Origin of the sequence: Rhodococcus sp. 14C212 (genome assembly GCF_011058195.1) — a bacterium.
GTDB classification, from domain to species: domain Bacteria; phylum Actinomycetota; class Actinomycetes; order Mycobacteriales; family Mycobacteriaceae; genus Rhodococcus; species Rhodococcus aetherivorans.
This window is the reverse complement of record NZ_JAALEH010000095.1, coordinates 1-22,273: the sequence shown is the minus strand read 5'-3', so window position 1 is coordinate 22,273 and position 22,273 is coordinate 1. Positions and strand designations below refer to the sequence as shown.

Below are 22,273 nucleotides of genomic sequence, written 5' to 3'. Positions count from 1 at the left end.
GCCCGGGGTGACGCCGTTCAGGCTGCCGATCACCGGGACGGCGACCGCCTGCGCGGCGCGTTCGAGCAGACTCAGGTAGCGGCGCGGTCCGTGGTCCTCGACGGCTTCCTCCGGAAAGTACGACAAGGATTCGGCGTAGCTCTGCGAACCGTGCTCGGTCAATGCCGCATTGCGCTCCGCTTCGCGCAGCAGCTGCTCTTCGAACAGCGAATAGAGCACCACCGCCCCGACGCCTGCCTCGGCGAGCCGGCGGACACCGTCGACCGTCCGGGACAGTGGAGATGCCGCCGCCACCAGAGGATTCGGCAGGGCCAGGCCCAGATAGCGCGTCGACAGGTCCATCAGCGGTCCTTGCGGGCGTCGGCGGTGAAGTGGTGCGACCCTTGCGCTGCCATGTCCTCGTACCGGTCCCAGCGCTGAGCGATCGCCTCCTCGGCGAGGCCGAGAAGCCGGTCGTATTCCGCCGGATCGGTGTTGGCGAGCGCGCGGTACCGCAGTTCGCGGCTGCGGTAGTCCTCGAGCGGAATCCTCGGCCGGTGCGAATCGAGCAGGAACGGATTCTCCCCGGCCGCCCGCAACACCGGGTCGTAGCGGATCAGCGGCCAGTGCCCGCTGGCCACCGCACGGTACTGCTGGTCCATCCCGTGTCGCATGTCGATGCCGTGCGCGATGCACTGGCTGTAGGCGATCACGAGCGAGGGGCCCTCGTAGGCTTCGGCTTCCCGCATCGCCTGCAACGTGTGCTGCGGATCGGCTCCCATCGCGACCCGGGCGACGTAGACATTGCCGTAGGCGATGGCCTGCAACGCGAGGTCCTTCATCGGGACCGTCTTGCCGCCGGCGGCGAACTTCGCGATCGCCCCGAGAGGGGTGGCCTTGGACATCTGCCCCCCGGTGTTGGAATACACCTCGGTATCGAGGACCAGGACGTTGACGTTACGGCCGCTGGCCAGGACGTGGTCGAGACCCCCGGCACCGATGTCGTAGGCCCAGCCGTCGCCGCCGACGATCCACACGCTGCGCCGCACCAGATGGTCGAGCACACTGCGCAGGTCCGCGGTCGTGTCGGGATCCAGCTCGGCGAGAAGGGTTTCGAGTTCGGCCACCCGCTCCCGCTGGGCCCGCAGCTCGGACTCGCGCAGCTGCGGCGCCGTCAGGATGCCGTCGACGAGGTCGGCACCGACCGCCTCCCGCAGTTCGGCCAGGCGCCGCCGGGCGAGCCGGGCGTGCTCGTCGGCGGCCAGCCGGAACCCCAGCCCGAATTCGGCGTTGTCCTCGAACAGGGAATTGGACCAGGCGGGGCCGCGTCCGTCCGCGTTGGTCGTCCAGGGGGTGGTGGGCAGATTGCCGCCGTAGATCGACGAGCAGCCCGTGGCGTTCGCGATCATCAACCGGTCGCCGAACAGTTGGGAGAGCAGCTTGAGATACGGGGTCTCCCCGCAGCCCGCGCAGGCGCCGGGAAACTCGAACAGCGGCTCGAGGAACTGGGTTCCGCGGACGGTGCCGAAGTCCACCCGGGCCCGGTCGGCCGTCGGCAGCGTCTCGAAGAAGGCGATGTTCTCGCGTTCGGGGACCACCCGCGGTTCGCGGGGTGCGAGGTTGATGGCCTTGGTGATCGTCGCGCCGGGGGCCACGGCAGGACAGGCCTCGACGCACAGCCCGCATCCGGTGCAGTCCTCGGCGTAGACCTGCAGGGTGTACCGGGCATCCGGCAGGCCCACAGCGCCCAGTGCCGCCGAGCCGAACTGCTCCGGGGCATCGTCCAAGTGGGATTTGTCGTAGAACTTGGTACGGATCACGCTGTGCGGACAGACGAAACTGCAGTTTCCGCACTGGATGCAGGTGTCCGGGTCCCACACCGCGACCAGTTCCGAAATGTTGCGCTTCTCGTAGGCGGTGGTGCCACTCGGGTAGGTACCGTCGACGGGAAACGCGCTGACCGGCAAGGCATCCCCGCGCCCGGCCATCATCTCCGCGGTGACGGTGCGGACGAACTCGGGCGCGTACTCGGGCACGATCGGCGCCGGCACTCGCGTGGTGGTCACCCGGTCGGGCACATCGATCCGGTGTAACTCTTCCAATGCCCGGTCCACCGCGGCCAGTTCGCGCCGCAGCACGTCTGCTCCGCGGTTGCCGTAGGTCTTCTCCACCGACTTCTTGATCCGGGCGACGGCCTGCTCGCGCGGCAGCACATCCGAGATCGCGAAGAAGCAGGTCTGCAGCACGACGTTGATCCGCCCGGCGAGCCCGACCTCACGAGCGATCCGGCCCGCGTCGACCGCATACAGCGTGATCCCCTTGTCGAGGATCTGTTCCTGGACCCGGCGGGGGAGCGCGTCCCAGACCTTGTCCGGCCGGTGTCGGCAGTTCAGCAGGAGGGTCGCTCCCGTCGCGGCCGGTCCCAGAACGTCGATCTTGTCGAGGAATCGGAACTGGTGGCAGCCGACGAGGTCCGCGCGGCTCACCAGATACGGTGCGCGGATGGGCCGCGGCCCGAAGCGCAGATGCGAGACGGTCTGCGAGCCGGACTTCTTCGAGTCGTAGACGAAGTAGCCCTGCGCGTGCAGGTGTTCCTCGTCGCCGAGGATCTTGATGGTGTTCTTGTTGGCCCCGACCGTGCCGTCCGAGCCCAGGCCGTAGAAGATCGCCCGCACGGTGTCGGAGGATTCGATGTCGAAGGACGGGTCGTAGGTGATGCTGGTGCCGGACACGTCGTCGTCGATGCCGACGGTGAACCGGCGCCGGGGCCGCTCGCGGGCGAGTTCGGCGAAGACGCCGGCGACCATGCCGGGCGTGAACTCCTTCGACGACAGGCCGTAGCGTCCGCCGCAGACCCGGGGCATGACGGCCCGCTCACCGTCGGCATGGGCCTCGGCGAGGGCCGCGACGACGTCGAGATACAGCGGCTCGCCGAGGGAACCCGGTTCCTTGGTGCGGTCCAGCACGCCGATCGTGCGCACCGTCGCCGGCAGCGCCGCCGACAGCGCCTCGGCGGGGAAGGGCCGGTACAGCCGCACCTGCACCACCCCGACCCGCTCCCCGCGGGCGGTGAGCGCGGCAGCGGTTTCGGCCGCGGTGTGCGCACCGGATCCCATCAGCACCAGCACGCGTTCCGCCTCGGGATGCCCGGTGTACTCGACGATCCGCATGTCGCGGCCGGTGCGCTCCCCCAACTGCGTCATCAACTCGTCCACCACCGCCGGAACCCGGGCGTAGAACGGGTTGACCGTCTCACGCGCCTGGAAGTAGGTGTCCGGGTTCTGCGCGGTGCCCCGGATGAACGGCCGCTCCGGCGACAACGCGCGTCCGCGGTGCTCGCGGATCAGCTCCTCGGGCACCAGAGCCCGCAGGTCGTCGTCGGCCAGCGTCTCGATGGTGTTGAGCTCGTGCGAGGTACGAAAGCCGTCGAAGAAGTGCACGAACGGCACCCGCGTCCGCAGGGTGGCGGCCTGCGCCACCAGCGCCAGATCGTGTGCCTCCTGCACCGACGCCGAGGCGAGCAACGCGAACCCGGTCTGGCGCACCGCCATCACGTCCGAATGGTCACCGAAGATCGACAGTCCCTGCGCGGCCAGGGACCGGGCAGCGACGTGCATGACCGCCGAGGTCAGCTCGCCGGCGATCTTGTACATGTTCGGGATCATCAGCAGCAGTCCCTGCGACGCGGTGAACGTCGTCGCCAGTGCCCCGCCCTGCAGCGCGCCGTGCAGCGCGCCCGCCGCGCCGCCCTCGCTCTGCATCTCCACCACACTCGGCACGGTGCCCCACACGTTCGGCCGGTGCCGGCTGGACCATTCGTCGGCCAGCTCGGCCATCGCCGACGACGGGGTGATCGGATAGATGCAGCACACTTCGTTGAGCCGGTAGGCGACCGACACGGCCGCCTCGTTTCCGTCCACCGTGGCACGCGTCATGTCGGCTCCGGAAACATCTCGATGGCGTGGACCGGACACTGCTCGAAGCACTCCGCGCAACCGGTGCACTTGTCGTAGTCGTACCGGTAGCCGTGGCCGGGACCCAGCTTGACGATCGCGTCCTCCGGGCACGCGCCGAGACAGCCGTCGCACTCGAAGCAGTTGCCGCACGACAGGCACCGGCCCGCCTCGAATGTCGCCGCCTCGGCCGACACCCCGCCGACCACCTCGTCGAACCCGGAAAGTCGTTGCTCGACAGGCAATTCAGGCTGTACCCGCCGATCCGCGTCGGCGAAGTACCACAGGTGCAGCTGGTCGAACGTCGCGATCGGATGCTTGGCGGGCCGCTCGTCGGACACTCGACGCAGCCAGGCGTCGATATGGTGCGCCGCCTTCTTCCCGTGCCCCACCCCCACCGTCACGGTGCGCTCGCCGGGCACCATGTCGCCGCCTGCGAACACCCCGGGGCAGCCGGTCATCAACGACTCGTCCACCCGCACGCTGCCGTCGCGCTCGAACTCGACTCCGGGCAGCGTGCGCATGAACGCCGACTCCGTCTCCTGGCCGATCGCCATGATCAGGGTGTCCGCGGCCAGGGTCTCGAAACGTCCGGTCGGCCGTGGACGACCGGACTCGTCGAGTTCCATGACCTCGACCTGCAGTTCGGGACCGTCGAAGGCGGTGACCGTGCGCAGCCAATTGATCCGCACACCTTCGCGTTCGGCGTCCTCGGCCTCCTCCTCGTGGGCGGGCATCTGCTCGCGGGTGCGGCGATAGACGATGACCGCGTCCTCGGCCCCGAGCCGGCGGGCCACGCGGGCCGCGTCCATCGCCGTGTTGCCGCCGCCGTAGACGGCAACGTGCCGCCCGACGGCCGGGGGTTCCCCGGCGGCGACACCGCGCAGGAACGAGACCGCGTCGATCATCGTGCCCGCGTCGCAGGCCGGGATGTCGACCCGTTTGGCCAGATGCGCGCCGACCGCGACGAACACCGCGTCGAAACCACCCTCCGCCCGTTCCACCGCGAGGTCCTCGACCCGGTGGTTGCACGTCAGCTCCACGCCCAGCGCCGCGACCCGCTCCAGTTCCACCTCGAGCACGTCGCGCGGAAGCCGGTAGTTCGGGATGCCGTAGCGCATCATCCCCCCGGGCTCGGCGCCGGCGTCGCGGATCTCGACGTCGTGGCCGCGGCGAGCGAGGTGACAGGCAGCGGACAGCCCGCTCGGTCCGGCACCGATCACCAGTACCCGCTTGCCGCTGCGGGCGGGCGGCGGCTCGAACATCCAGCCCTGCTCACGCGCCCGGTCACCGAGAAACCGCTCCACCGAATGGATGGACACGGCGCTGTCCAGAGTGGCGCGATTGCAGACGGATTCGCAGGGGTGGTAGCACACCCGGCCGTGGATGGCGGCGAACGGATTGTCGGCGACCAGTTGCCGCCAGGCCTGCTCGTACCGGCCGGCCTTCGCGTGCGCCAGCCAGGCCTGGATGTTCTCCCCGGCGGGGCACCGCGCGTTGCACGGCGGCAGCAGGTCCACATACACGGGCCGACGCCGGCGCACCGGCCCCGCGCGGGGACGGCCGTGCACCAGATCCGGCAGCGGCGTGAGCTCCTCCGACGGCCGGGCCGGACGCCCGCCCGTCGCCCCGCCACTGCGCTCGTCGGCAGTCATCCCCTCACGATAGGGCTCCGGCCGGGTGTCCGGCACCGGATTGCGGCGGCCCGGGCATGCCGACGACGCGTTTCCGACGGATCGGGTCCGCTACGGACGTGCGTCCGTAGCGGGCCCGTGGGTGCCGCTCAGCAGCACGTCGTCGCGGCCGGCGCCTTCTCGGTGCCGGTCGCCGGTTCCTGCTCCTGTTCGGCGGCGGAGCCGCAGCACACGCCCTCCGCGTTCTCGCCCTGGTCCAGCAGCTTCGGGCTCGTGCCGAAGGTCTCGCTGTCGGCGAGGACGGTGTAGACCTCCCACTTCTCCCCCGCAGGGCCGGTGACCCACACCTTGTCCTGGGTGGCGAAGCAGCAGGTGGTGCCGATCTCCTCGTCGGTGAACAGTCCTTCGTCCGTGAGGCGGGCGATCTCGGAGTGCACCTTCTCGCTCGACTCCACCTCCACCCCGAGGTGGTTGATCGAGCCGCCCTTGCCCGCGTTCTCGATCAGGACGAGCTTCAGCGGCGGCTCGGCGATCGCGAAGTTCGCATAGCCGGGCTTCACCTTCGCCGGTTCGGTGCCGAACAGCTTCGAGTAGAACGTCACGGCCTCCTGCAGGTCGTCGACGTTGAGGGCGAGCTGGACGCGGGACATGATGACCTCCACGTGTGAGACATACATCGAATTAGTACGCCCACTGTCACCCCCTTTTTGACATATGTCAAGAGGGGTGGATGATGGGGACATGCCCAAGGCGCTCCCGGTCATCGACGTCTCCGCCCCCATCTGCTGCGCGCCGGTCTCGGCCGCACCGATGAGCGAGGCAGCCGCCCTCGAGGTGGCGCTGCGGCTCAAGGCGCTCGCCGACCCGACCCGGATCCAGCTGATGTCGATCCTGCTCACCACGCGGGAGGACGACGTCTGCACGTGCGACCTGGCGGCGGCCGTGGGGCTGACGGAGTCGACCGTCAGTCACCATCTCGGCCAGCTCCGCAAGGCCGGGATGGTGCAGTCCACGCGCCGCGGCATGAACGTCCACCATCGCGCCTGCAACGAGGCCCTGCAGGCACTGCGCCTCGTCCTCGATCCCAACTGCTGCACGTGAGAGGGGGCCGAATGTCACACCGGTTCGATCACGGCGAACCGGTGTGACATTCGGCCAGACAGCTCCCGACTCACACCGCGCCGAACAACGCCTCCGCGTTGTCCCAGCACACCGCACGGACCCATTCGCTGCCGAGGCCGAGCCGCTCGATCGCCTCGAGCTGGTGGACGTACGGGTACGGGATGTTCGGGAAGTCGCTGCCGAACAGCACCTTCGAACCCAGTGCCCGCAGCCGCGGCAGCTCGTCCTCCGGGAACGGCATCGACTCCTGCGTGAAGTCGGTGAACGCCATGGTGGTGTCCAGGTGCACCCGTGGGTACTTCTCCGCCAGATCGAGGAACTCGCGGTACTCCGGCATGCCCATGTGCGCGACGATCAGCGCCAGCCGCGGGAACCGTTCCAGCAGCGCGGCGATCGGTCCGGGCCCGGTGTGCGTCCCCGGAGCCGGTCCCGACCCGCAGTGGATCACGATCGGCACGCCGGCGTCCTCGAGCAGGCCCCACACCGGGTCGAGCAGCGGGTCGTTGGGGTCGTAGTCGCCGACCTGGATGTGCGACTTGAACACCCGTGCGCCGTGCTCGAGTGCCGCGGCCACGTAGCCGGCGGCGTCGGGCTCGGGATAGAACGTGGCGGTGTGCAGGCAGTCGGGGGTGCGGGCCGCGAAGTCCACCGCCCACGCGTTCAGCCACGCGGCCATCGCGGGCTTGTGCGGATAGAGCATCGCGGTGAACCGGCGGACACCGAACCTCCGCAGCCGCTCGACGCGCTCCTCCTCGGCGTGCCGGTAGGTGATGGGCCACGCCCGGCCCACCAGCGGCCCGGCGGAGTCGAAGTAGCCCCACACCTTGTCCATCACGTTCGACGGCATGAAGTGGGTGTGCACGTCGATCAGGCCACTGAGGCCGTGCCGGGCCCGGAAGTCGGCCACCTGCTGCGCTTCGTCCATCACCCGAAGGTAGCGACCCCGTCGCCGGTGTGTCTTTCGGGCTGCCCCCGCCGCCCGAAGGGCACACCGGCGCCGAAGGCGCCTCAGAAGTACACGGCGATGCGACGGCCGTCGATCTCGTGCACGGCGATGTCCATGTCGTACACCTTGCGCAGCACCTCGGGCCGCAGGATCTCGTCGACGTCCCCGTCCGCGACGACGGCGCCGTCGCGCATCGCGACGATGCGATCCGAGTGGCACGACGCGAAGTTGATGTCGTGGATCACCAGGATCACGGTCTTGCCCATCTCGTGGGCCATACGTCGCAGCAGTTGCATCATGTGCTGCGAGTGCTTCATGTCCAGGTTGTTGAGCGGTTCGTCGAGCAGCACGTAGTCGGTGTCCTGCGCGAGCACCATCGCGACGAACGCGCGCTGCCGCTGTCCGCCGGAGAGCTGGTCGAGGAAGCGGTGCTCGAACCCGCCCAGACCGGTGTACTCGATCGCGCGGTCGACCGCTTCGTGGCAGGCCGCCGAGAGCCGGCCCTTCGAATGCGGGAAGCGCCCGAACTCGACGAGTTCGCGCACCGACAGCCGCACCGCGGTGTTGTTGTCCTGGCGCAGCACCGACAATTTCTTCGCCAGCGCGTCCGAGGAGGTGGCCCGCAGGTCGAGCCCGTCGATGCTGACCGATCCGGCGTCGGAGTCGAGCAGCCGCGCGACGATGGTCAGCAGTGTCGACTTGCCGGCGCCGTTGGCACCGATGATCGACGTGAGCCCGCCGCGCGGGACGTCGATATCGACGGGCCCGAGCACGGTGGTGCCGGCGTAGTTCTTGGCGAGATCCCGAACGGTGATCACAGGCGTGCACCCCTCACGAGCAGGGAGATGAAGTAGATGCCGCCGACGAAGTTGACGACGACGATGAGGCTCGAGTTGTAGTCGAGCAGCCGGGCGAGGACGAACTGCCCGCCGACCAGCGCGACGATCGCGACAAGCGTCGCGGCGGGCACCGTCCAGCGGTGCCGGAACGTGCCGACGAGTTCCCGGGCCAGATTGGCCACCAGCAGCCCGAGGAACGTGATGGGCCCGACGAGCGCTGTGGACACCGAGACCAGCACCGCGACGACGATCAGCGCGCGGGTGACGACGCGCCGGTGGTCGACGCCGAGGCCGATCGCGTGCTCGCGGCCCAGTGCGACGACGTCGAGCTGACGCAGCAGCGGCACCGAGAACGCCGTCGCCGCGACGACGAGCAGGGCCGACACGGCGAGCAGGTCGACCTGCACGTTGTTGAAGCTGGCGAACAGCACGTCCTGCAGGGTCATGAAGTCGTTGGGGTCGATCAGCCGTGACACCAGCGACGACAGCCCACCGAACAGGGCGCCGAGCACGATACCCACGAGCACCAGCACGTACAGGTCGCGCGATCCGCGGTCGAAGAGCCATCGGAACAACAGGAGCGCGAAGCCGACCATGGCGAGCACCTCGACCCCGAACTTCAGGCGCGGATCGAGTGTCGCGAGGGCGCTCGCGCCGAACAGGAACACCACGAGGGTTTGCAGCAGCATGAACAGGCTGTCGAAGCCCATCACGCCCGGGGTGAGGATGCGGTTGTTGGTGACGGTCTGGAAGATCACCGCGGCGAAGGCGGTGGCGTAGCCGACGAGCACCATCGACAGCACCTGCCGGCTGCGGATCTTCATGGCGAAGTCCCACGAGCCGGTGACGAAGAGGAACAGGTAGGCGCACACCGCCAGTGCGGCGACGGCGCCGAGCACGACGAGCACGCGGGCAGGGTTCCGGCGACGGGTCGCGGGGGGTGCGGCGACGGCCTGGCTCATCGCGCACCTCGCCGGGTGTGCAGGATCAGCGCGATGAACACGACGGCGCCGACGACGCTCGCGACGGTGCCGACCGGGATCTCGTACGGGTAGCGGATGACGCGGCCGACGACGTCGCAGGCGAGCACGAATCCGGCGCCGGCGAGCGCGGTGATCGGCAGGACGCGGCGCAGGTTGTCGCCGAGCGCCATGGTGACGAGGTTGGGCACGACGAGGCCGAGGAACGGGATGGCGCCGACGACGACGGTGACGACGGCGGTGGTGACGGCGACGACGACCATCCCGATGTTGATCACCAGCTGGTACGGGACGCCGAGGTTCTTCGCGAAGCCCTCACCGAGGCCGGCCACGGTGAAGCGGTCGGCGTACAGATAGGCGACGGCCATGACGGCGACGACGACCCAGATGATCTCGTAGCGGCCGCGCAGGATGCCGGAGAAGTCGCCGCTGGTCCACGTGTTCAGGGCCTGCATCAGTTCGAGCCGGTAGGCGAAGAACGTGGTGACGGCCATGACGACGCCGCCGAGCATGAGGCCGACGAGCGGCACGACGATCATGTCGGTGAACCGGACACGGCGCAGCAGCCGCAGGAACAGGAAGGTGCCGACGAGGGAGAAGACGACGGCGACGAGCATCTTGCCGAGCACGGACTGTCCGCCGAGGAACAGGGTGGCGACGAGGATGCCGAGCAGGGCCCATTCGACGGTGCCGGCGGTGTCCGGCGCCACGAACCGGTTGCGGGTCAGGTGCTGCATGATCAGGCCGGACACGCTCAGGGCGGCGCCGGCGAGCAGGATCGCGATCAGTCGGGGCACGCGCGAGACGAAGAACACCTCGAGGGTCGCGGTGTCGCCGCGCAGCAGGTCTGCGGGCGTGACGTCGGCGACGCCGACGAACAGGGACGCGAAGGCGGCGACGGCGAGCAGCACCGCGCCGAGCAGGACGGGACGCAGACGCACGGCAGGGCCGGCGGCCGCACGCGGGGTGCGGTCGCCGGCCCTGCCGGTCGTTACGGGGGCGCTCACGGGTGGGAGGAGGTCATGCCGCCGCGGCCGTGCCGACGGCCTGCCCGACGACGTCGATCTGCGCCTGGACGGAGCTCAGCGCGCTCGGCGCCATGTACCAGGTGTACAGGTCGAGGTAGGTGATCCGGACTTCCTTCGCGGCCGTGGTGCCGCCGACGAGCGGGTTGTCGAGGACTCGGGACGCGTGGGGGCCGGTGGTGTCGCCGAGGGGTGCCTCGCGGTCCTGGACGAACATCAGGTCGGGGTCGGCCTGGGCGATGTACTCGAAGGACACGGCGTCCCCGTGGGCGACGTCGTCGGCGAAGGTCTCCGACACGGGCTTGACGCCGAGGTCGTGGATGATGCCGTACCGGGAGCCGGGTCCGTACGCGGTGACCTCGGCGGCCTCGACGCGCGCGATGAGCCCGCGCAGGTTCGCCTGTGCGGCCGCCGCGGACACGGCGTCGAACGACTCCTCGATGCCGGCGAACTTCTCCTCGAACGCGTCCCCGGCGCCGAAAATGGTGGCGAGGTTGCGGTTCTGCTCCTCGACGCTGGCGAGGAAGTCCTTGGAGTCCACGGAGAGGTCGACGGTCGGGGCGATCTCGCTGAGCGCGTCGTAGCTGGTGGCCGACCGGGCGGCGACGATGATGAGGTCGGGCTCGAGGGCGTTGACGGCCTCGAAGTCGGGTTCGAACAGCGAGCCGACCTTGGCGACGTCGTCGCCCCGGTAGCGCGCGAACGATTCGGGCCAGTTCGTGAGCGCGGGGACGCCGACGGCATCGGGCAGGTCGAGGTCGATCATGGACTGCAGGACGCTCTGGTCGAAGACCACGACCCGTTCGGGATCGACGGGCACCTCGGTATCCCCCTGGGCGTGACTGATGACCACGGTCTCGCCGGTGTCCGCCGCGGTGTCGGAGGAGGTGTCGGAGGAGCAGGCGGAAAGCCCGAGCGAGGCGGCCGCGACTAACGCGACGGCGGCGGACAACCGGATACGCATGGGCAATCTCCTTGAAAATTGAACTTCCGAGGTAGGCGAAGCCGCTCGTGCGGCCCCGCCCCCCACCTCGAACTCAGCGAAGCGTTGCCTAACTTAGCATGCCTTTACTTACCGTTGGCAAGAGTCGTGTCTCCACACGGACGAGCGCGCCGCCACTACGGTCGGACCATGACTTCCACCACGTTCTCCGCTTGGGTCGCGCGCGAGCACGACGACGCGATCGACTTCGCCCCCGAGACCGTCGACGAGACGATGCTGCCCGACGACGGCATCACCGTCCGCGTCCTGCATTCGAGCGTCAACTACAAGGACGCCCTCGCCGTCGTCCCGCGCGGCGGCGTGGTCCGCAACTACCCGATCATTCCCGGCATCGACCTCGCCGGTGAGGTCGTCACCTCGGATCACCCCGACTTCGCGCCCGGTGACCGGGTCCTCGCGCACGGCTACGAGATCGGCACCGGCCGCCACGGCGGCTACGCCGAGTACGCCCGCGTCCCCGCCGACCAGCTCGTCCGGCTCGGCGAGCTCTCCACAGCCGACGCCGCCGCCATCGGCACCGCCGGCTTCACCGCGGCGCTCAGCGTGCAGGCGCTGCTGCGGCACGGACTGACGCCGGACGACGGGCCCATCGTCGTCACCGGCGCCTCCGGCGGCGTGGGCACCGTCAGCGTCGACCTGCTCGCCGCCGCCGGATTCGAGGTGGTCGCCTCGACCGGCAAGCCGGAAGCCCACGACCTGCTCACCGAGCTGGGCGCCGCCTCGGTGATCGGGCGGCTGCCCGAGGACCCCGACGCGAAGCCGCGACCGCTCGGCAAGGCGCTCTGGGCCGGGGCCGTGGACTGCGTCGGCGGTGCCACACTCGCCCACGTCCTCAGCACCGTCCAGTGGGGCGGCGCGGTCGCCGCCAGCGGACTCACCGGCGGCGCCGCACTGCAGACCACGGTGATGCCCTTCATCCTGCGCAGCGTCGCACTGCTGGGCATCGACTCGGTGCAGCTGCCCATCGGTCCGCGCCGGGCGCTGTGGGAACGCCTCGCGGGCGACCTGCGGCCCCGGCACCTGGCGGAGATCACCCGCCACATCCCTGCACGAGAGCTGGTGCCCGCGCTCGACCTCGTGCGGGCCGGCAAGTTCACCGGCCGCGCGGTGATCGAGGTTGCCGGCGGATTCTGACGGTTCGTCAGAAGAGGGTGAACTCGACCTCCTCGACCACCTTCACCGTCCGGCGCACCGCCTTCTTCGCGGCGCGCGCAGGCGCGGCGGTCGGCTCGGGCCCGGCCTGTTCGGGCCCGGCCTGTTCGGGCCCGGCCTGTTCGGGGACGGGTGACTTCGGGACGGGCGGCTTCGCGGCGGGCGGCTTCGCGGCGGGCGGCTTCGCGGCGGGCGGGGCCGCCGCCTGCGCGCGCGCCGCCTCGCCCGCGAGGGTGTCGGCGAGTTCGTTGAAGTGGTTGCCGACGTGCCCGCGCACCCACCGGAACCGCACCGGCCCGGACCGCTCGGCGAGGACACGGTCGATGGCCTGGACCAGCTCGAGGTTCTTCACCGGCGCGCCGGTCGCCGTCTTCCAGCCCTTGCGCTTCCAGCCGGGCAACCATTCCGAGGCACACTTGATGGCGTACTGCGAGTCGGACTCGATGATCATCGGTTCCGGACCGGGATGAGCCTTCAGCGCCTCGAGCAGCGCCCGCAGCTCGGCGATCTGATTGGTGCCCGAGCGCTCCCCGCCCGAACGGCTCGGCCCCTCGTGATTGACCCACGCCCATCCGATGGCGCCGCCCGGATTGCGAAGGCAGGAACCGTCGGTGCTCACGATGATCATGTGCCAGACCATATCCCGTGGCAGGGGCGACGTCGCGCCCGAGGCGCCGACGCGCCGCGGCTGTGCAGAAATCGCGGCGCTCATCGGCGTGTCGGCACGAGAAGCGCACGCTCGGCGGGTCGCCGCCTTCGATCCGCACCTCGTCGCACAGTACGGTGGACCGGTGCCCGCCCCCGCTCCACCCAGCACCGGCGCGCTCGTCGTCCGCGCCGAGCTGCCCCGGCCGGTGGACGTCGCGCTGACGCTGCAGCCCCTGCAGCGCGGGCCCTACGACCCGTGCCATCGCCGCGACGGGCAGGCCGTGTGGCGCACGTCCCGGTTGGCGTCGGGGCCGGTCACCTACCGGCTCGCGCAGGACGGTCCGCGCGGCGTGCGCTGCCACGCGTGGGGTGCCGGGGCCGAGGAACTCTCGACACACCTTCCCACCCTTCTCGGCGCCGAGGACGACCCGACCGGGTTCCGGCCCGAGCATCCGAGCCTGGCCGAGGCCCACCGTCGCCTGCCGGCCCTGCGGATCCCGCGCACCGGCCGCGTGCTCGAGGCCCTGGTCCCGGCGATCCTCGAACAGCGCGTGCACAGCGTCGCCGCGTTCGCCTCGTGGCGGCGGCTCGTCACGTGGTTCGGCGACGACGCGCCCGGCCCGGCACCGGCGGGCATGCGGGTGCCGCCGGCCGCCGAGACGTGGCGCCGCGTCCCGTCGTGGGAGTTCCATCGCGCCAACATCGACCCCGGCCGGGCCCGGACCGTCGTGCGCTGCGCCCAGCTGGCCGACCGTCTCGAGCGGCTCGTCGACCTCGAGCCCGCCGAGGCGCAGCGGAAGCTGCGCTCGATCCCGGGCGTGGGGGTATGGACCGCCGCCGAGGTCGCGCAGCGCGCCTTCGGCGACGCGGACGCGCTGTCGGTGGGCGACTACCACCTCGCGACGATCGTCGGCTGGTCGCTGCTGGGCGCACCACTCGACGACGCCGGCATGGTGCAGTATCTGGAACCGCTTCGGCCGCACCGGTATCGAGCCGTGCGGCTGATCATGGCGACCGGCGGGGCGGGGCGGGTCCCGCGACGGGGACCGCGCACGCCGATCACCGATCACCGCGGGCGCTGAGGCACCTCGGACAAGGACAGGGCCACCCGGCTGGGTACGACGCCACATGCGTTGGACGGTGACGTTCCCGATTCCTCGAGCACCGGATCGTCGGCCTCGGGGACATGCCGCGGTCCAGTGGGGGGACAATGATCGACGAGGAAGTCCGGTCCGGACGCCTCTGTGGACCTCTCCCGACGCCGAGGGGACGAGCTGCAGCATGACTGTGGAGCACCCGGGTCTGCCCCGACGACCCGTCTATCTGGACTACAACGCGACCACACCCGTGGATCCCCGAGTCGTCGAGGCCCTGCTACCGGCGCTCGGGGAGAACTTCGGCAATCCTTCGAGCGACCACGCGTTCGGCGCGGCCCCCAAGGCGGCACTGCGACTGGCACGCGAACAGGTCGCCGCGTTCGTGGGTTCCTCCCCGCAGGAAATTGTCTTCACCGGCAGCGGCTCGGAGGCGGACGCCCTCGCCATCCGCGGCGCCGTCCTGGCCGCGATGACCGCCGGCCAGGTCAAACCGCACGTGATCACGCAGGTCACCGAGCACCCCGCGGTCCTCGCCGCGTGCCGGGCGTTGCACGATCTCCACGGTGTGGAGATCACGTACCTTCCTGTCGACGTCCACGGAATCCTCGACCCCACCGACGTGGAGGCGGCGATCACCTCTCGGACTGTCCTGGTCACGGTCATGCATGCGAACAACGAGACCGGCACGCTCCAGCCGATCCGGGAGATCGCAGACGTGACCAGGCGGCACGGCGTCCTCCTGCACTCCGACGCCGCCCAGAGCGCCGGGAAGATCGCCCTCGATGTCGGGGCCCTCGGCGTCGACCTGCTCACCGTCGTCGGGCACAAGATGTACGCCCCGAAAGGGATTGCGGCCCTGTATGTTCGTGAGGGAGTGTCGATGGTGCCGCTCATCGGCGGCGGGGGGCAAGAGCGCGGTGTGCGGGCCGGAACGGAGAACGTCGCGTTCGCCGTGGCGCTCGGGATCGCCGCCGAGCTGGCCGCCACGGCATTGGTCGAGAGCGAGCCGTACCGGCTCGCGGTGCTGCGCGACCGCCTCGTCGCAATGCTGTCCGAGTCCCTGCCGGGCCGGGTTCATCTGCACGGTCATCCGAGCCGGCGCCTGCCCAACACCGCCAACCTGCGCATCGACGGCACGGCGGGGCCCGCGGTCCTCGCCGCGGCACCGGACATCGCCGCGTCCACCGGGTCGGCCTGTCATTCCGGGACTCACGAACCCTCCCCCGTCCTGCGGGCGATGGGCATCGAGCACGACGCCGCGCTCGGCGCCATCCGTCTCTCCCTGGGCCGCTGGACGCGGGAGACGGACGTGGTGATCGCTGCCGAAGCCATCTCCCGTGCATGCGCCACCGTGCGAAGAACTCCCGAAGGAGAATGAACCGGTGCAGGAGAGTGGATCAGTGCTGCTCGCGGACGATCGCAGCGCCGAGGTTCCGCGGCGGTGCCCGCCGCCTGGGCCCGAGCCTCGATGGACGAGCTGACGGCCGCCCGGGCCCGGGGGTACGACCGGTGGTTCGACACGTCCTGGGGCGCCCATGCGTGGGCTGTGGAGCGGGCCGCGGTCGACGACGCACTGTCCGATCCCGCCGGCCTGACGGTGGTCGAAGTCGGCTGCGGCACCGGCCGGCTCGTCCACCACCTGGCCGGTCGAGGGGCCGGAGTGATCGGCGTGGACCTGTCGGCCGGGATGCTCGCGGTAGCGGCCGACCGTGCCGCCGGTCGGCTCCTGCGCGCCGACGCCCGCCGCCTGCCTCTGCCGGACGGCATCGCGGACGCCGCCGTCACGATCGCGACGCTCGAGTTCACCGACCCCGCAGCGGTCCTGGCCGAGTTGGCGCGCATCACCCGTCCGGGCGGCCGCATCGTCGTGCTCACACTCAACCCGACCAGCCCCTGGGGGCTGCTCGACAAACCCACCCACCGCGCACCGTTCTCGAGTGGCACCTACCTCACCCCGGGTGAGCTGCGGCGCCTCGGCCGCCGCCATGGGCGGGCAACCGTGCAGGGCCGGCTGTTCACCGCCGCGCACCCCTGGTTCCTCCATCACTTCGAGCCCCTCGCAGCACTGCCGGGCCGCATCGTCCCACGTCTGGGCGCCGTCCAGGTCCTCATCGTCGACAGGCCGAGGTGAGCCCCCGCGCACCCGCCCCGGTGGCATCGCGTCGACCGTGCCCCCACCACGCTGGCCCATCGGAACCTACGGCTGACGCGACCGTCGGATTTCCGGCCGTCGGACCGTACCCTGATGGCATGTCCGACACAGACATTTCGACCGCGCCCACGAGGCTCGAGCGGCTCCCGAGCTGGCTGCTGACCCAATCCGCTCGCCACGTACACCGGGTGGTGTTCGACCGGCTCGGCCAGGCCGACGCCCGCGGATACCACTACCGCGCGCTCGCGGCGCTCGAGGAATACGGCTCGCTGTGTCAGACGGATCTCGGCCGTCGCGCGGGGATGGACCGCAGCGACATCGTCGCCACCGTCAACGAGCTGGCCGACCGGCGGCTCGTCGACCGCAGCCCCGATCCCACCGATCGGCGCCGCAACATCATCAGCGTCACCCGCCGCGGGCGGCAGCACCTGCGTGCCCTCGACGACGTACTCGTCGCGGCGCAGGACGAGGCGTTCGCGCCGCTCGACCCGACCGAGCGCGACCAGCTCGCCGTCCTGCTCGCGAAAGTGCTGGCCCACCACACCCGGCAGGCCGGCAGGTGAAGGGTCCCTCGCGGGGACCCTCCACCCGGGACGGGCTCAGAGGGAGCGGGCGATGATCTGCTTCATCACCTCGTTGGCGCCTGCGTAGATCCGCTGCACGCGGGCGTCCTCGTACATCCGCGCGATCAGGTACTCGCGCATGTAGCCGTAGCCGCCGTGCAGCTGCACGCAGCGGTCGATCACCTCGCACTGCCTGTCGGTCAGCCAGTACTTGACCATCGCGGCGTCCGCGTCGTCGAGTTCGCCCTTCAGGTGCTGCTCGATGCAGTGATCCAGGAACACCTGGCACGTCCGGGCGATGGTCCGGCACTCCGCCAGCTCGAACGCGGTGTTCTGGAACTCGAACAGGCTGTGCCCGAAGGCCTGCCGCTCCTTCGTGTAGCGGACGGTCTCCTCGACCGCGCGCTCCATGGCGCCGGCGGCCTGCGCGCCGATGATCAGCCGCTCCTGCACCAGCTGCGCCATCAGCTGCGCGAAGCCCTGCCCCTCGCTCTCGCCGAGCAGGTTCGACACCGGCACCCGCACGTCGGTGAACGACAGCTCGGAGGTGTCGGCGCCGTGCTGGCCCACCTTGTCCAGCACCCGCCCGACCGCGAAGCCGGGGCAGTCGCGCAGGTCGACGATGAGCAGGGACACGCCCTTGGCGCCGGCCTTGGGGTCGGTCTTGACGGCGAGCACGATGACGTCGGCCGACGAGCCGTTGGTGATGAAGGTCTTCGAGCCGTTGACCACGTACGTGTCGCCGTCGCGAATCGCGGTGGTCTTGATGGCCTTGAGGTCCGAACCGGCGCCCGGTTCGGTCATGCCGATCGCGCCGAGGATCTCCCCGGTTGCCATGCCGGGCAACCAGGTCCGCTTCTGCTCCTCGCTGCCGTACTCGAGGATGTAGTGCGCGACGATGCCGCTGTGCACCGAGATGCCCAGTGCAAGGTCACCCGAGTAGCCCTGCGCCTCGAAGACGGCCAGATCGTGGGCGAAGGTGCCGCCCCCGCCGCCGTACTCCTCCGGGATCGAGCACAGCAGCAGCCCGAGCTTGCCTGCGGCGAGCCACACGTCGCGATCGATGCGCCGCTGCGCGTCCCACTTCTCGGCGTGTCCCATCACCTCGCGCTCGAAGAAGTCGCGGGCGAGTTCGGAGACCGCCTGTACCTCGTCGTCGTGCCAGGACGGCACGTGCTTCTTGACCATCGGTGTCCTTCAGCCTTCCGTCGCGTGTGACCGAATGTCACACCGCTTCACCTCGATCGAACTCATGTGACATTCGGTCACGTGGTGCGCAGCTCTCGCTTGAGCAGCTTGCCACTCTGGTTGCGCGGCAACGTGTCCACGAACCGGACGAGCTTCGGCACCTTGAACGGGGCGAGCCGCTGCTTGACGTGGTCGATCAGCTCGCGCTCGTCGATATCCGCGCCGTCGCGCAGCACGACGACGGCGGTGACGGCCTCGATCCACTTCTCGTCGGGCGTGCCGATGACCGCCACCTCGGCGACGGCCTCGTGGGTGTAGAGCGCGTCCTCCACCTCGCGGGACGCGACGAGGATGCCGCCGGTGTTGATGACGTCCTTGATGCGGTCGACGACGGTGATGTAGCCCTCGGCATCGCGCGTGACGAGGTCGCCGGAATGGAACCAGCCGTCCCGGAACGCTTCCGCGGTGGCCTCCGGGTTGTCCCAGTAGCCCAGGCACAGCTGCGGCGACCGGTACAGCACCTCGCCGGACTCGCCGTCGGGCACATCGTTGCCGTCGGCGTCGACGACACGGGTCTCGACGAACAGCACCGCCTTCCCGCACGACGACGGCCGGGCCTCGTGCTCCTCCGGACGCAGAACCGTTGCCAGCGGACCGATCTCGGATTGCCCGAAGCAGTTGTAGAACCCCAGGTCGGGGTAGCGCCCGCGGAGCCGGTTCAGCACGGTGACGGGCATGATCGACGCGCCGTACTGGGCCTTGCGCAGCGACGACAGATCGCGGGTCTCGAGATCGGGGTGGTTCGCCAGCGGCACCCACACCGTGGGGGCGAGGAACAGCGAGCCGATGCGCTCGGACTCGACGAGCCGCAGGATCTCCGGGATGTCGGGGGCGGGCAGCAGCGTGATCGTGGCGCCGACGGCCAGGTACGGCAGCATGAAGACGTGCATGCCGGCCGAGTGGTAGAGCGGCATGCAGATCAGCGGGTTGTCGTCCGCAGCCAGGTCCAGCGCGACGATCGACGAGGTGTACTCGTGCACCAGCGCCCGGTGGGGCATCATGGCGCCCTTGGGCTTCGACGTGGTGCCGGAGGTGTAGAGGAGCTGCACGAGGTCGGCGTCGGAGACGGTCACGTCGAGTTCCGGGACCTCGCCCGTGCATGCGACGGCGAGCAGCGAGTCGTCGGCGTCGCGCAGCGGCAGGACGTGTTCGGCCGGGACGTCGGCGAGCACCTGCTCGAGGTTGCCGGCCAGGGCGGGGTCGACGAGGACGACACGCGCCCCGGACTGACCGAGCAGGTAGCTCAGTTCCTCGCCGCGCAGCGCGTAGTTGATCGGCACGTGCACCAGGCCGGCCCGGGCGACGGCGAGGTACCCGACGACGTAGGCGTCGGAGTTGGTGCCGTACGCGGCGACGCGATCGCCCTGGCCCAGGCCCAGCGCGCGCAGCCGCGCGGCCGCCCGGGTGACCGCGTCGTCGAGCTCACGGTAGGTGAGGGTGCGGTCGCCGAACCGCAGGGCGGTGCGGTGAGGGAAGCGGGCGGCGCTGCGGTGCAGCACGCCGTCGACGGTGTTCGCGCGCGGGTCTGAGCTCATGATCGGACACGTTATAGGACGTCCAACCAATGGTCCAGACTTAACGCTCGATAAGCCTAGCGGCCCTGCCATGCGGGCCGGCGCTTCTCCACGAACGCGGTCATGCCCTCCTGCGCGTCGCAGATCATCGCGTTGGTCGCCATGGTCTCGGCCATCGCCTCGTAGGCCTGCTCCTGCGGCAGCTCGATCTGCCGGTAGAAGGCCTCCTTGCCGATCCGCACCGTCGCCGGGGACGCCGAGACGATCTTCGCGGCCAGCGCGGCGGTCTCGGTTTCCAGCGCCGCCGGGTCGACGACGAAGTTGACCAGTCCCCAGTCCGCGGCCGTCTCCGCATCGATGGTTTCGCCCGTGAGCAGCATCTGCATGGCCCGCTTGCGGCCCACCGCGCGGCTGAGCGCGACCATCGGCGTGGAGCAGAACAGGCCGATCTTCACCCCCGGGGTCCCGAATACCGCGTCCGACGACGCGACCGCCAGGTCGCACGACGCCACCAGCTGGCATCCGGCCGCGACGGCCGCACCCTGCACCGACGCGATCACCGGCTGCGGCACCGACTGCACGGTCTGCATCATCTCGGTGCAGGTGTCGAAGATGACCCGCTCGTCCTCGAGGGTGCGGCCGATCATCTCGCGCAGGTCGTGACCGGCGGAGAACACCGGCCCCTCGGCGCGGATCACGATCACCCGGGTCGCGGACTCGGCGGACAGCGCGCGCAGTCCCATCGTGACCTCGCGCATCGCCGCCGCGGACAGCGGGTTTCGCTGATCGGGACGGTTCAGGGTGAGCAGGCCGATGCCGGACGCCTCGTCGACGGCGATGAGAACGGCGGCGGGCTGGTCGGTGCGCGTGTCGGTCATGTGCTCCTGCCTACACGACCCCGACGGGGGTGGCCACCCCCCGAACGTGGGTGAGCAATCGCAGCAGCGCGGCCGCCACCTCATCGGCACGCTCGACGATGAGCGAGTGCCCCGCGCCGTCGACCCGCACCAGTTCGGCGGCCGGCAGCCGCGCGGCGATGGCCCGCGAATGCGCGAACGGGGTCAGCTCGTCAGCCGACCCGCCGACCACCAGGACCGGGATCGCCGCCAGCACGGCCAGCGCCGCCGACTCGTCCAGCACCGCGAACGCCGCCAGGAAACGCGAGAGCGTCACGATCGACGTCTCGTTCGCCAGGGTCGTCGCCAGCGAACGCGCCCACGAGTCCGTGACGCCGCGACGGACCACGGGCGCGCACATCCGCCCGCCGACGCGCATCGATCCCTGCATCACCCGCGGCGCCCGTCGCACCGCGCGGTGCAGCACGGACACCGCCGGGTGCCGCAGGTAGCGGCCGAGACCCAGGTCGGCCAGGCCGCTCGCCGCGGTCGCGACGAGCGCGGCGGCGACGACACGGCTGCCGATCGCCTCCGGGTACAGCCGCGCGTAGGCCATCGCCACCATCCCGCCCATCGAGTGTCCCGCCAGCACCACGGGCCCGCGGGGCACGACGGTGCGCAGCACGGCGTCGAGATCGCGGGCGAGCTGCTCGATGGTGTACGTCTCGGGCGCGCCGACCCCCGACCGGCCGTGACCGCGCTGGTCGTACGCGACGATGCGGATCCCCGCGCCGGCCTGCCCGGCCAGCCGCTCGCGCACCGCCGACCAGCTGTCGGTGCGCAGGCAGTGCCCGTGCACCAGCACGACCGTGACGGGCGCGTCGGCGGGTCCGTGCACCCGCACCGACAGGGGCAGGCCGTCGTCGGCGGCGACGGTCACCCGACGCAGCTCCGGTCCGGGCATCGCGGCCTCCCAGCGGTCGATCTGCCCGGAATGTCGTCGGCGCCCGACGGGCACGTTACCGTCGCAACCGAATCGTGACGACGCTCGCCGCCGAACCGATCGGCACGGAACAGCCGCGCGGTTCCCGGTCGGTCGCGCTATCGATCCGGTCGTTGTCGCCGTCGACCGCCCGGCGCGCGGATCCGGCGATCAGCGTGGGGCGAGGGCCCGGATCATCTCCGTCGGATCACCCGCGGTGGTCATCGCGATCACGGGGGTGGTCACACCCGCCTCGACGTACCGTTCGATGTGCTCCCGGCACGCCTCCGGCGGCCCGTGCACGACCAGCTGGTCCACCACGTGATCCGGGATGGCGGCGAGGGCCGCCGACCGCTCCCCCTCCCCCCACAACCGCCACATGCCCTCGAACTCTTCGCTGCGGCCGAGGAATTCATGGAAGGCACGGTAGACGGGGACGTTCATGTAGGCGGCGATCATGCGACGGCCGATGCTGCGGGCGGTCTCGGGGTCGAAGCCGGGCAGCACGAAGATGCGGGCGACGATCTCCTTGCCCGCTCCGCCCTCGTGCACGTACGGCGCGACGGTGCGCACGTCGTCGGCCGAGAGCCAGTTGACGAT

General features: G+C 70.5%; 19 protein-coding genes and 2 pseudogenes. 6 read left to right on the top strand and 15 right to left on the bottom strand.

The window, feature by feature from the left end:
* The 4 genes and pseudogenes from G6038_RS25970 to G6038_RS25955 form a co-directional block, all read right to left on the bottom strand.
* Positions 1 to 342, bottom strand: a pseudogene (locus G6038_RS25970) (dihydroorotate dehydrogenase-like protein); the annotation flags it as partial.
* Positions 342 to 3,914: a pyruvate:ferredoxin (flavodoxin) oxidoreductase gene (gene nifJ, locus G6038_RS25965; protein ID WP_165041093.1), complete on the bottom strand. Its 3,573-nt coding sequence runs from the start codon at positions 3,912 to 3,914 to the stop codon at positions 342 to 344. The pseudogene G6038_RS25970 and the gene nifJ, both read right to left, overlap by 1 nt.
* Positions 3,911 to 5,587, bottom strand: coding sequence for an NAD(P)-binding protein (locus G6038_RS25960; protein WP_165041091.1), 1,677 nt, complete (start codon positions 5,585 to 5,587; stop codon positions 3,911 to 3,913). The genes nifJ and G6038_RS25960 overlap by 4 nt, the downstream gene beginning before the upstream one ends.
* 128 nt (positions 5,588 to 5,715) lie before the next feature.
* Positions 5,716 to 6,216 carry an ArsI/CadI family heavy metal resistance metalloenzyme gene (locus G6038_RS25955; protein ID WP_165041090.1) on the bottom strand — a complete coding sequence of 167 codons (501 nt, stop codon included), beginning with the start codon at positions 6,214 to 6,216 and terminating at the stop codon, positions 5,716 to 5,718.
* Between the two features lie 91 nt (positions 6,217 to 6,307).
* On the opposite strand from G6038_RS25955, the gene G6038_RS25950 reads away from it, so the two are divergent.
* The gene (locus G6038_RS25950; RefSeq protein WP_165041089.1) at positions 6,308 to 6,667 is read left to right on the top strand and encodes an Rv2640c family ArsR-like transcriptional regulator; all 360 of its coding nucleotides are present in this window, start codon (positions 6,308 to 6,310) and stop codon (positions 6,665 to 6,667) included.
* Positions 6,668 to 6,737: 70 nt separating this feature from the next.
* Here G6038_RS25950 and G6038_RS25945 read toward each other — a convergent pair whose 3' ends face one another.
* The 5 genes from G6038_RS25945 to G6038_RS25925 all read right to left on the bottom strand — a co-directional run bounded on the left by G6038_RS25945 (position 6,738) and on the right by G6038_RS25925 (position 11,442).
* Positions 6,738 to 7,613 (bottom strand): amidohydrolase family protein, encoded by an 876-nt coding sequence (locus G6038_RS25945; protein ID WP_165041087.1) that lies wholly within the window; start codon positions 7,611 to 7,613, stop codon positions 6,738 to 6,740.
* Positions 7,614 to 7,696: 83 nt separating this feature from the next.
* Positions 7,697 to 8,452, bottom strand: a complete 756-nt coding sequence (locus G6038_RS25940; protein WP_165041085.1) for an ATP-binding cassette domain-containing protein — start codon at positions 8,450 to 8,452, stop codon at positions 7,697 to 7,699.
* On the bottom strand, positions 8,449 to 9,435 hold the full coding sequence (locus tag G6038_RS25935; protein WP_206025639.1) for an iron chelate uptake ABC transporter family permease subunit: 987 nt from the start codon (positions 9,433 to 9,435) through the stop codon (positions 8,449 to 8,451). Before G6038_RS25935 ends, G6038_RS25940 begins: the two co-directional genes overlap by 4 nt.
* Complete coding sequence (locus tag G6038_RS25930) at positions 9,432 to 10,460, bottom strand: iron chelate uptake ABC transporter family permease subunit (RefSeq protein ID WP_165041083.1); 1,029 nt, start codon at positions 10,458 to 10,460, stop codon at positions 9,432 to 9,434. The genes G6038_RS25935 and G6038_RS25930 overlap by 4 nt, the downstream gene beginning before the upstream one ends.
* Positions 10,461 to 10,473: 13 nt before the next feature.
* On the bottom strand, positions 10,474 to 11,442 hold the full coding sequence (locus tag G6038_RS25925; protein WP_165041081.1) for an ABC transporter substrate-binding protein: 969 nt from the start codon (positions 11,440 to 11,442) through the stop codon (positions 10,474 to 10,476).
* Positions 11,443 to 11,610: 168 nt separating this feature from the next.
* On the opposite strand from G6038_RS25925, the gene G6038_RS25920 reads away from it, so the two are divergent.
* Complete coding sequence (locus G6038_RS25920) at positions 11,611 to 12,615, top strand: acryloyl-CoA reductase (RefSeq protein ID WP_165041079.1); 1,005 nt, start codon at positions 11,611 to 11,613, stop codon at positions 12,613 to 12,615.
* Between the two features lie 7 nt (positions 12,616 to 12,622).
* Here the strand turns inward: G6038_RS25920 and G6038_RS25915 are convergent, their stop codons facing one another.
* Positions 12,623 to 13,261 (bottom strand): ribonuclease H, encoded by a 639-nt coding sequence (locus tag G6038_RS25915; RefSeq protein WP_165041077.1) that lies wholly within the window; start codon positions 13,259 to 13,261, stop codon positions 12,623 to 12,625.
* 163 nt (positions 13,262 to 13,424) lie between these two features.
* On the opposite strand from G6038_RS25915, the gene G6038_RS25910 reads away from it, so the two are divergent.
* The 4 genes and pseudogenes from G6038_RS25910 (at position 13,425) to G6038_RS25895 (ending at position 17,149) form a co-directional block, all read left to right on the top strand.
* Complete coding sequence (locus tag G6038_RS25910; RefSeq protein WP_165041075.1) at positions 13,425 to 14,363, top strand: DNA-3-methyladenine glycosylase 2 family protein; 939 nt, start codon at positions 13,425 to 13,427, stop codon at positions 14,361 to 14,363.
* A gap of 199 nt (positions 14,364 to 14,562) precedes the next feature.
* Positions 14,563 to 15,756: a cysteine desulfurase family protein gene (locus G6038_RS25905; protein ID WP_165041073.1), complete on the top strand. Its 1,194-nt coding sequence runs from the start codon at positions 14,563 to 14,565 to the stop codon at positions 15,754 to 15,756.
* Between the two features lie 63 nt (positions 15,757 to 15,819).
* Complete coding sequence (locus G6038_RS25900; protein WP_346772923.1) at positions 15,820 to 16,509, top strand: methyltransferase domain-containing protein; 690 nt, start codon at positions 15,820 to 15,822, stop codon at positions 16,507 to 16,509.
* Between the two features lie 119 nt (positions 16,510 to 16,628).
* Positions 16,629 to 17,149 (top strand): annotated as a pseudogene (locus G6038_RS25895) (MarR family transcriptional regulator).
* Here G6038_RS25895 and G6038_RS25890 read toward each other — a convergent pair.
* The 5 genes from G6038_RS25890 to G6038_RS25870 form a co-directional block, all read right to left on the bottom strand.
* Positions 17,130 to 18,281, bottom strand: a complete 1,152-nt coding sequence (locus G6038_RS25890; RefSeq protein ID WP_165041069.1) for an acyl-CoA dehydrogenase family protein — start codon at positions 18,279 to 18,281, stop codon at positions 17,130 to 17,132. The pseudogene G6038_RS25895 and the gene G6038_RS25890 overlap by 20 nt on opposite strands.
* A gap of 77 nt (positions 18,282 to 18,358) precedes the next feature.
* Positions 18,359 to 19,876 (bottom strand): acyl-CoA synthetase, encoded by a 1,518-nt coding sequence (locus tag G6038_RS25885; protein WP_165041067.1) that lies wholly within the window; start codon positions 19,874 to 19,876, stop codon positions 18,359 to 18,361.
* Positions 19,877 to 19,932: 56 nt separating this feature from the next.
* Positions 19,933 to 20,733 carry an enoyl-CoA hydratase gene (locus G6038_RS25880; protein WP_165041065.1) on the bottom strand — a complete coding sequence of 267 codons (801 nt, stop codon included), beginning with the start codon at positions 20,731 to 20,733 and terminating at the stop codon, positions 19,933 to 19,935.
* A gap of 10 nt (positions 20,734 to 20,743) precedes the next feature.
* Entirely contained in the window at positions 20,744 to 21,631 is an 888-nt protein-coding gene (locus tag G6038_RS25875; protein WP_165041095.1) for an alpha/beta hydrolase, read from the bottom strand.
* A gap of 213 nt (positions 21,632 to 21,844) precedes the next feature.
* Positions 21,845 to 22,273, bottom strand: a 429-nt coding sequence (locus tag G6038_RS25870; RefSeq protein WP_165041063.1) for an LLM class flavin-dependent oxidoreductase, incomplete at its 5' end; no start/stop codon positions are given.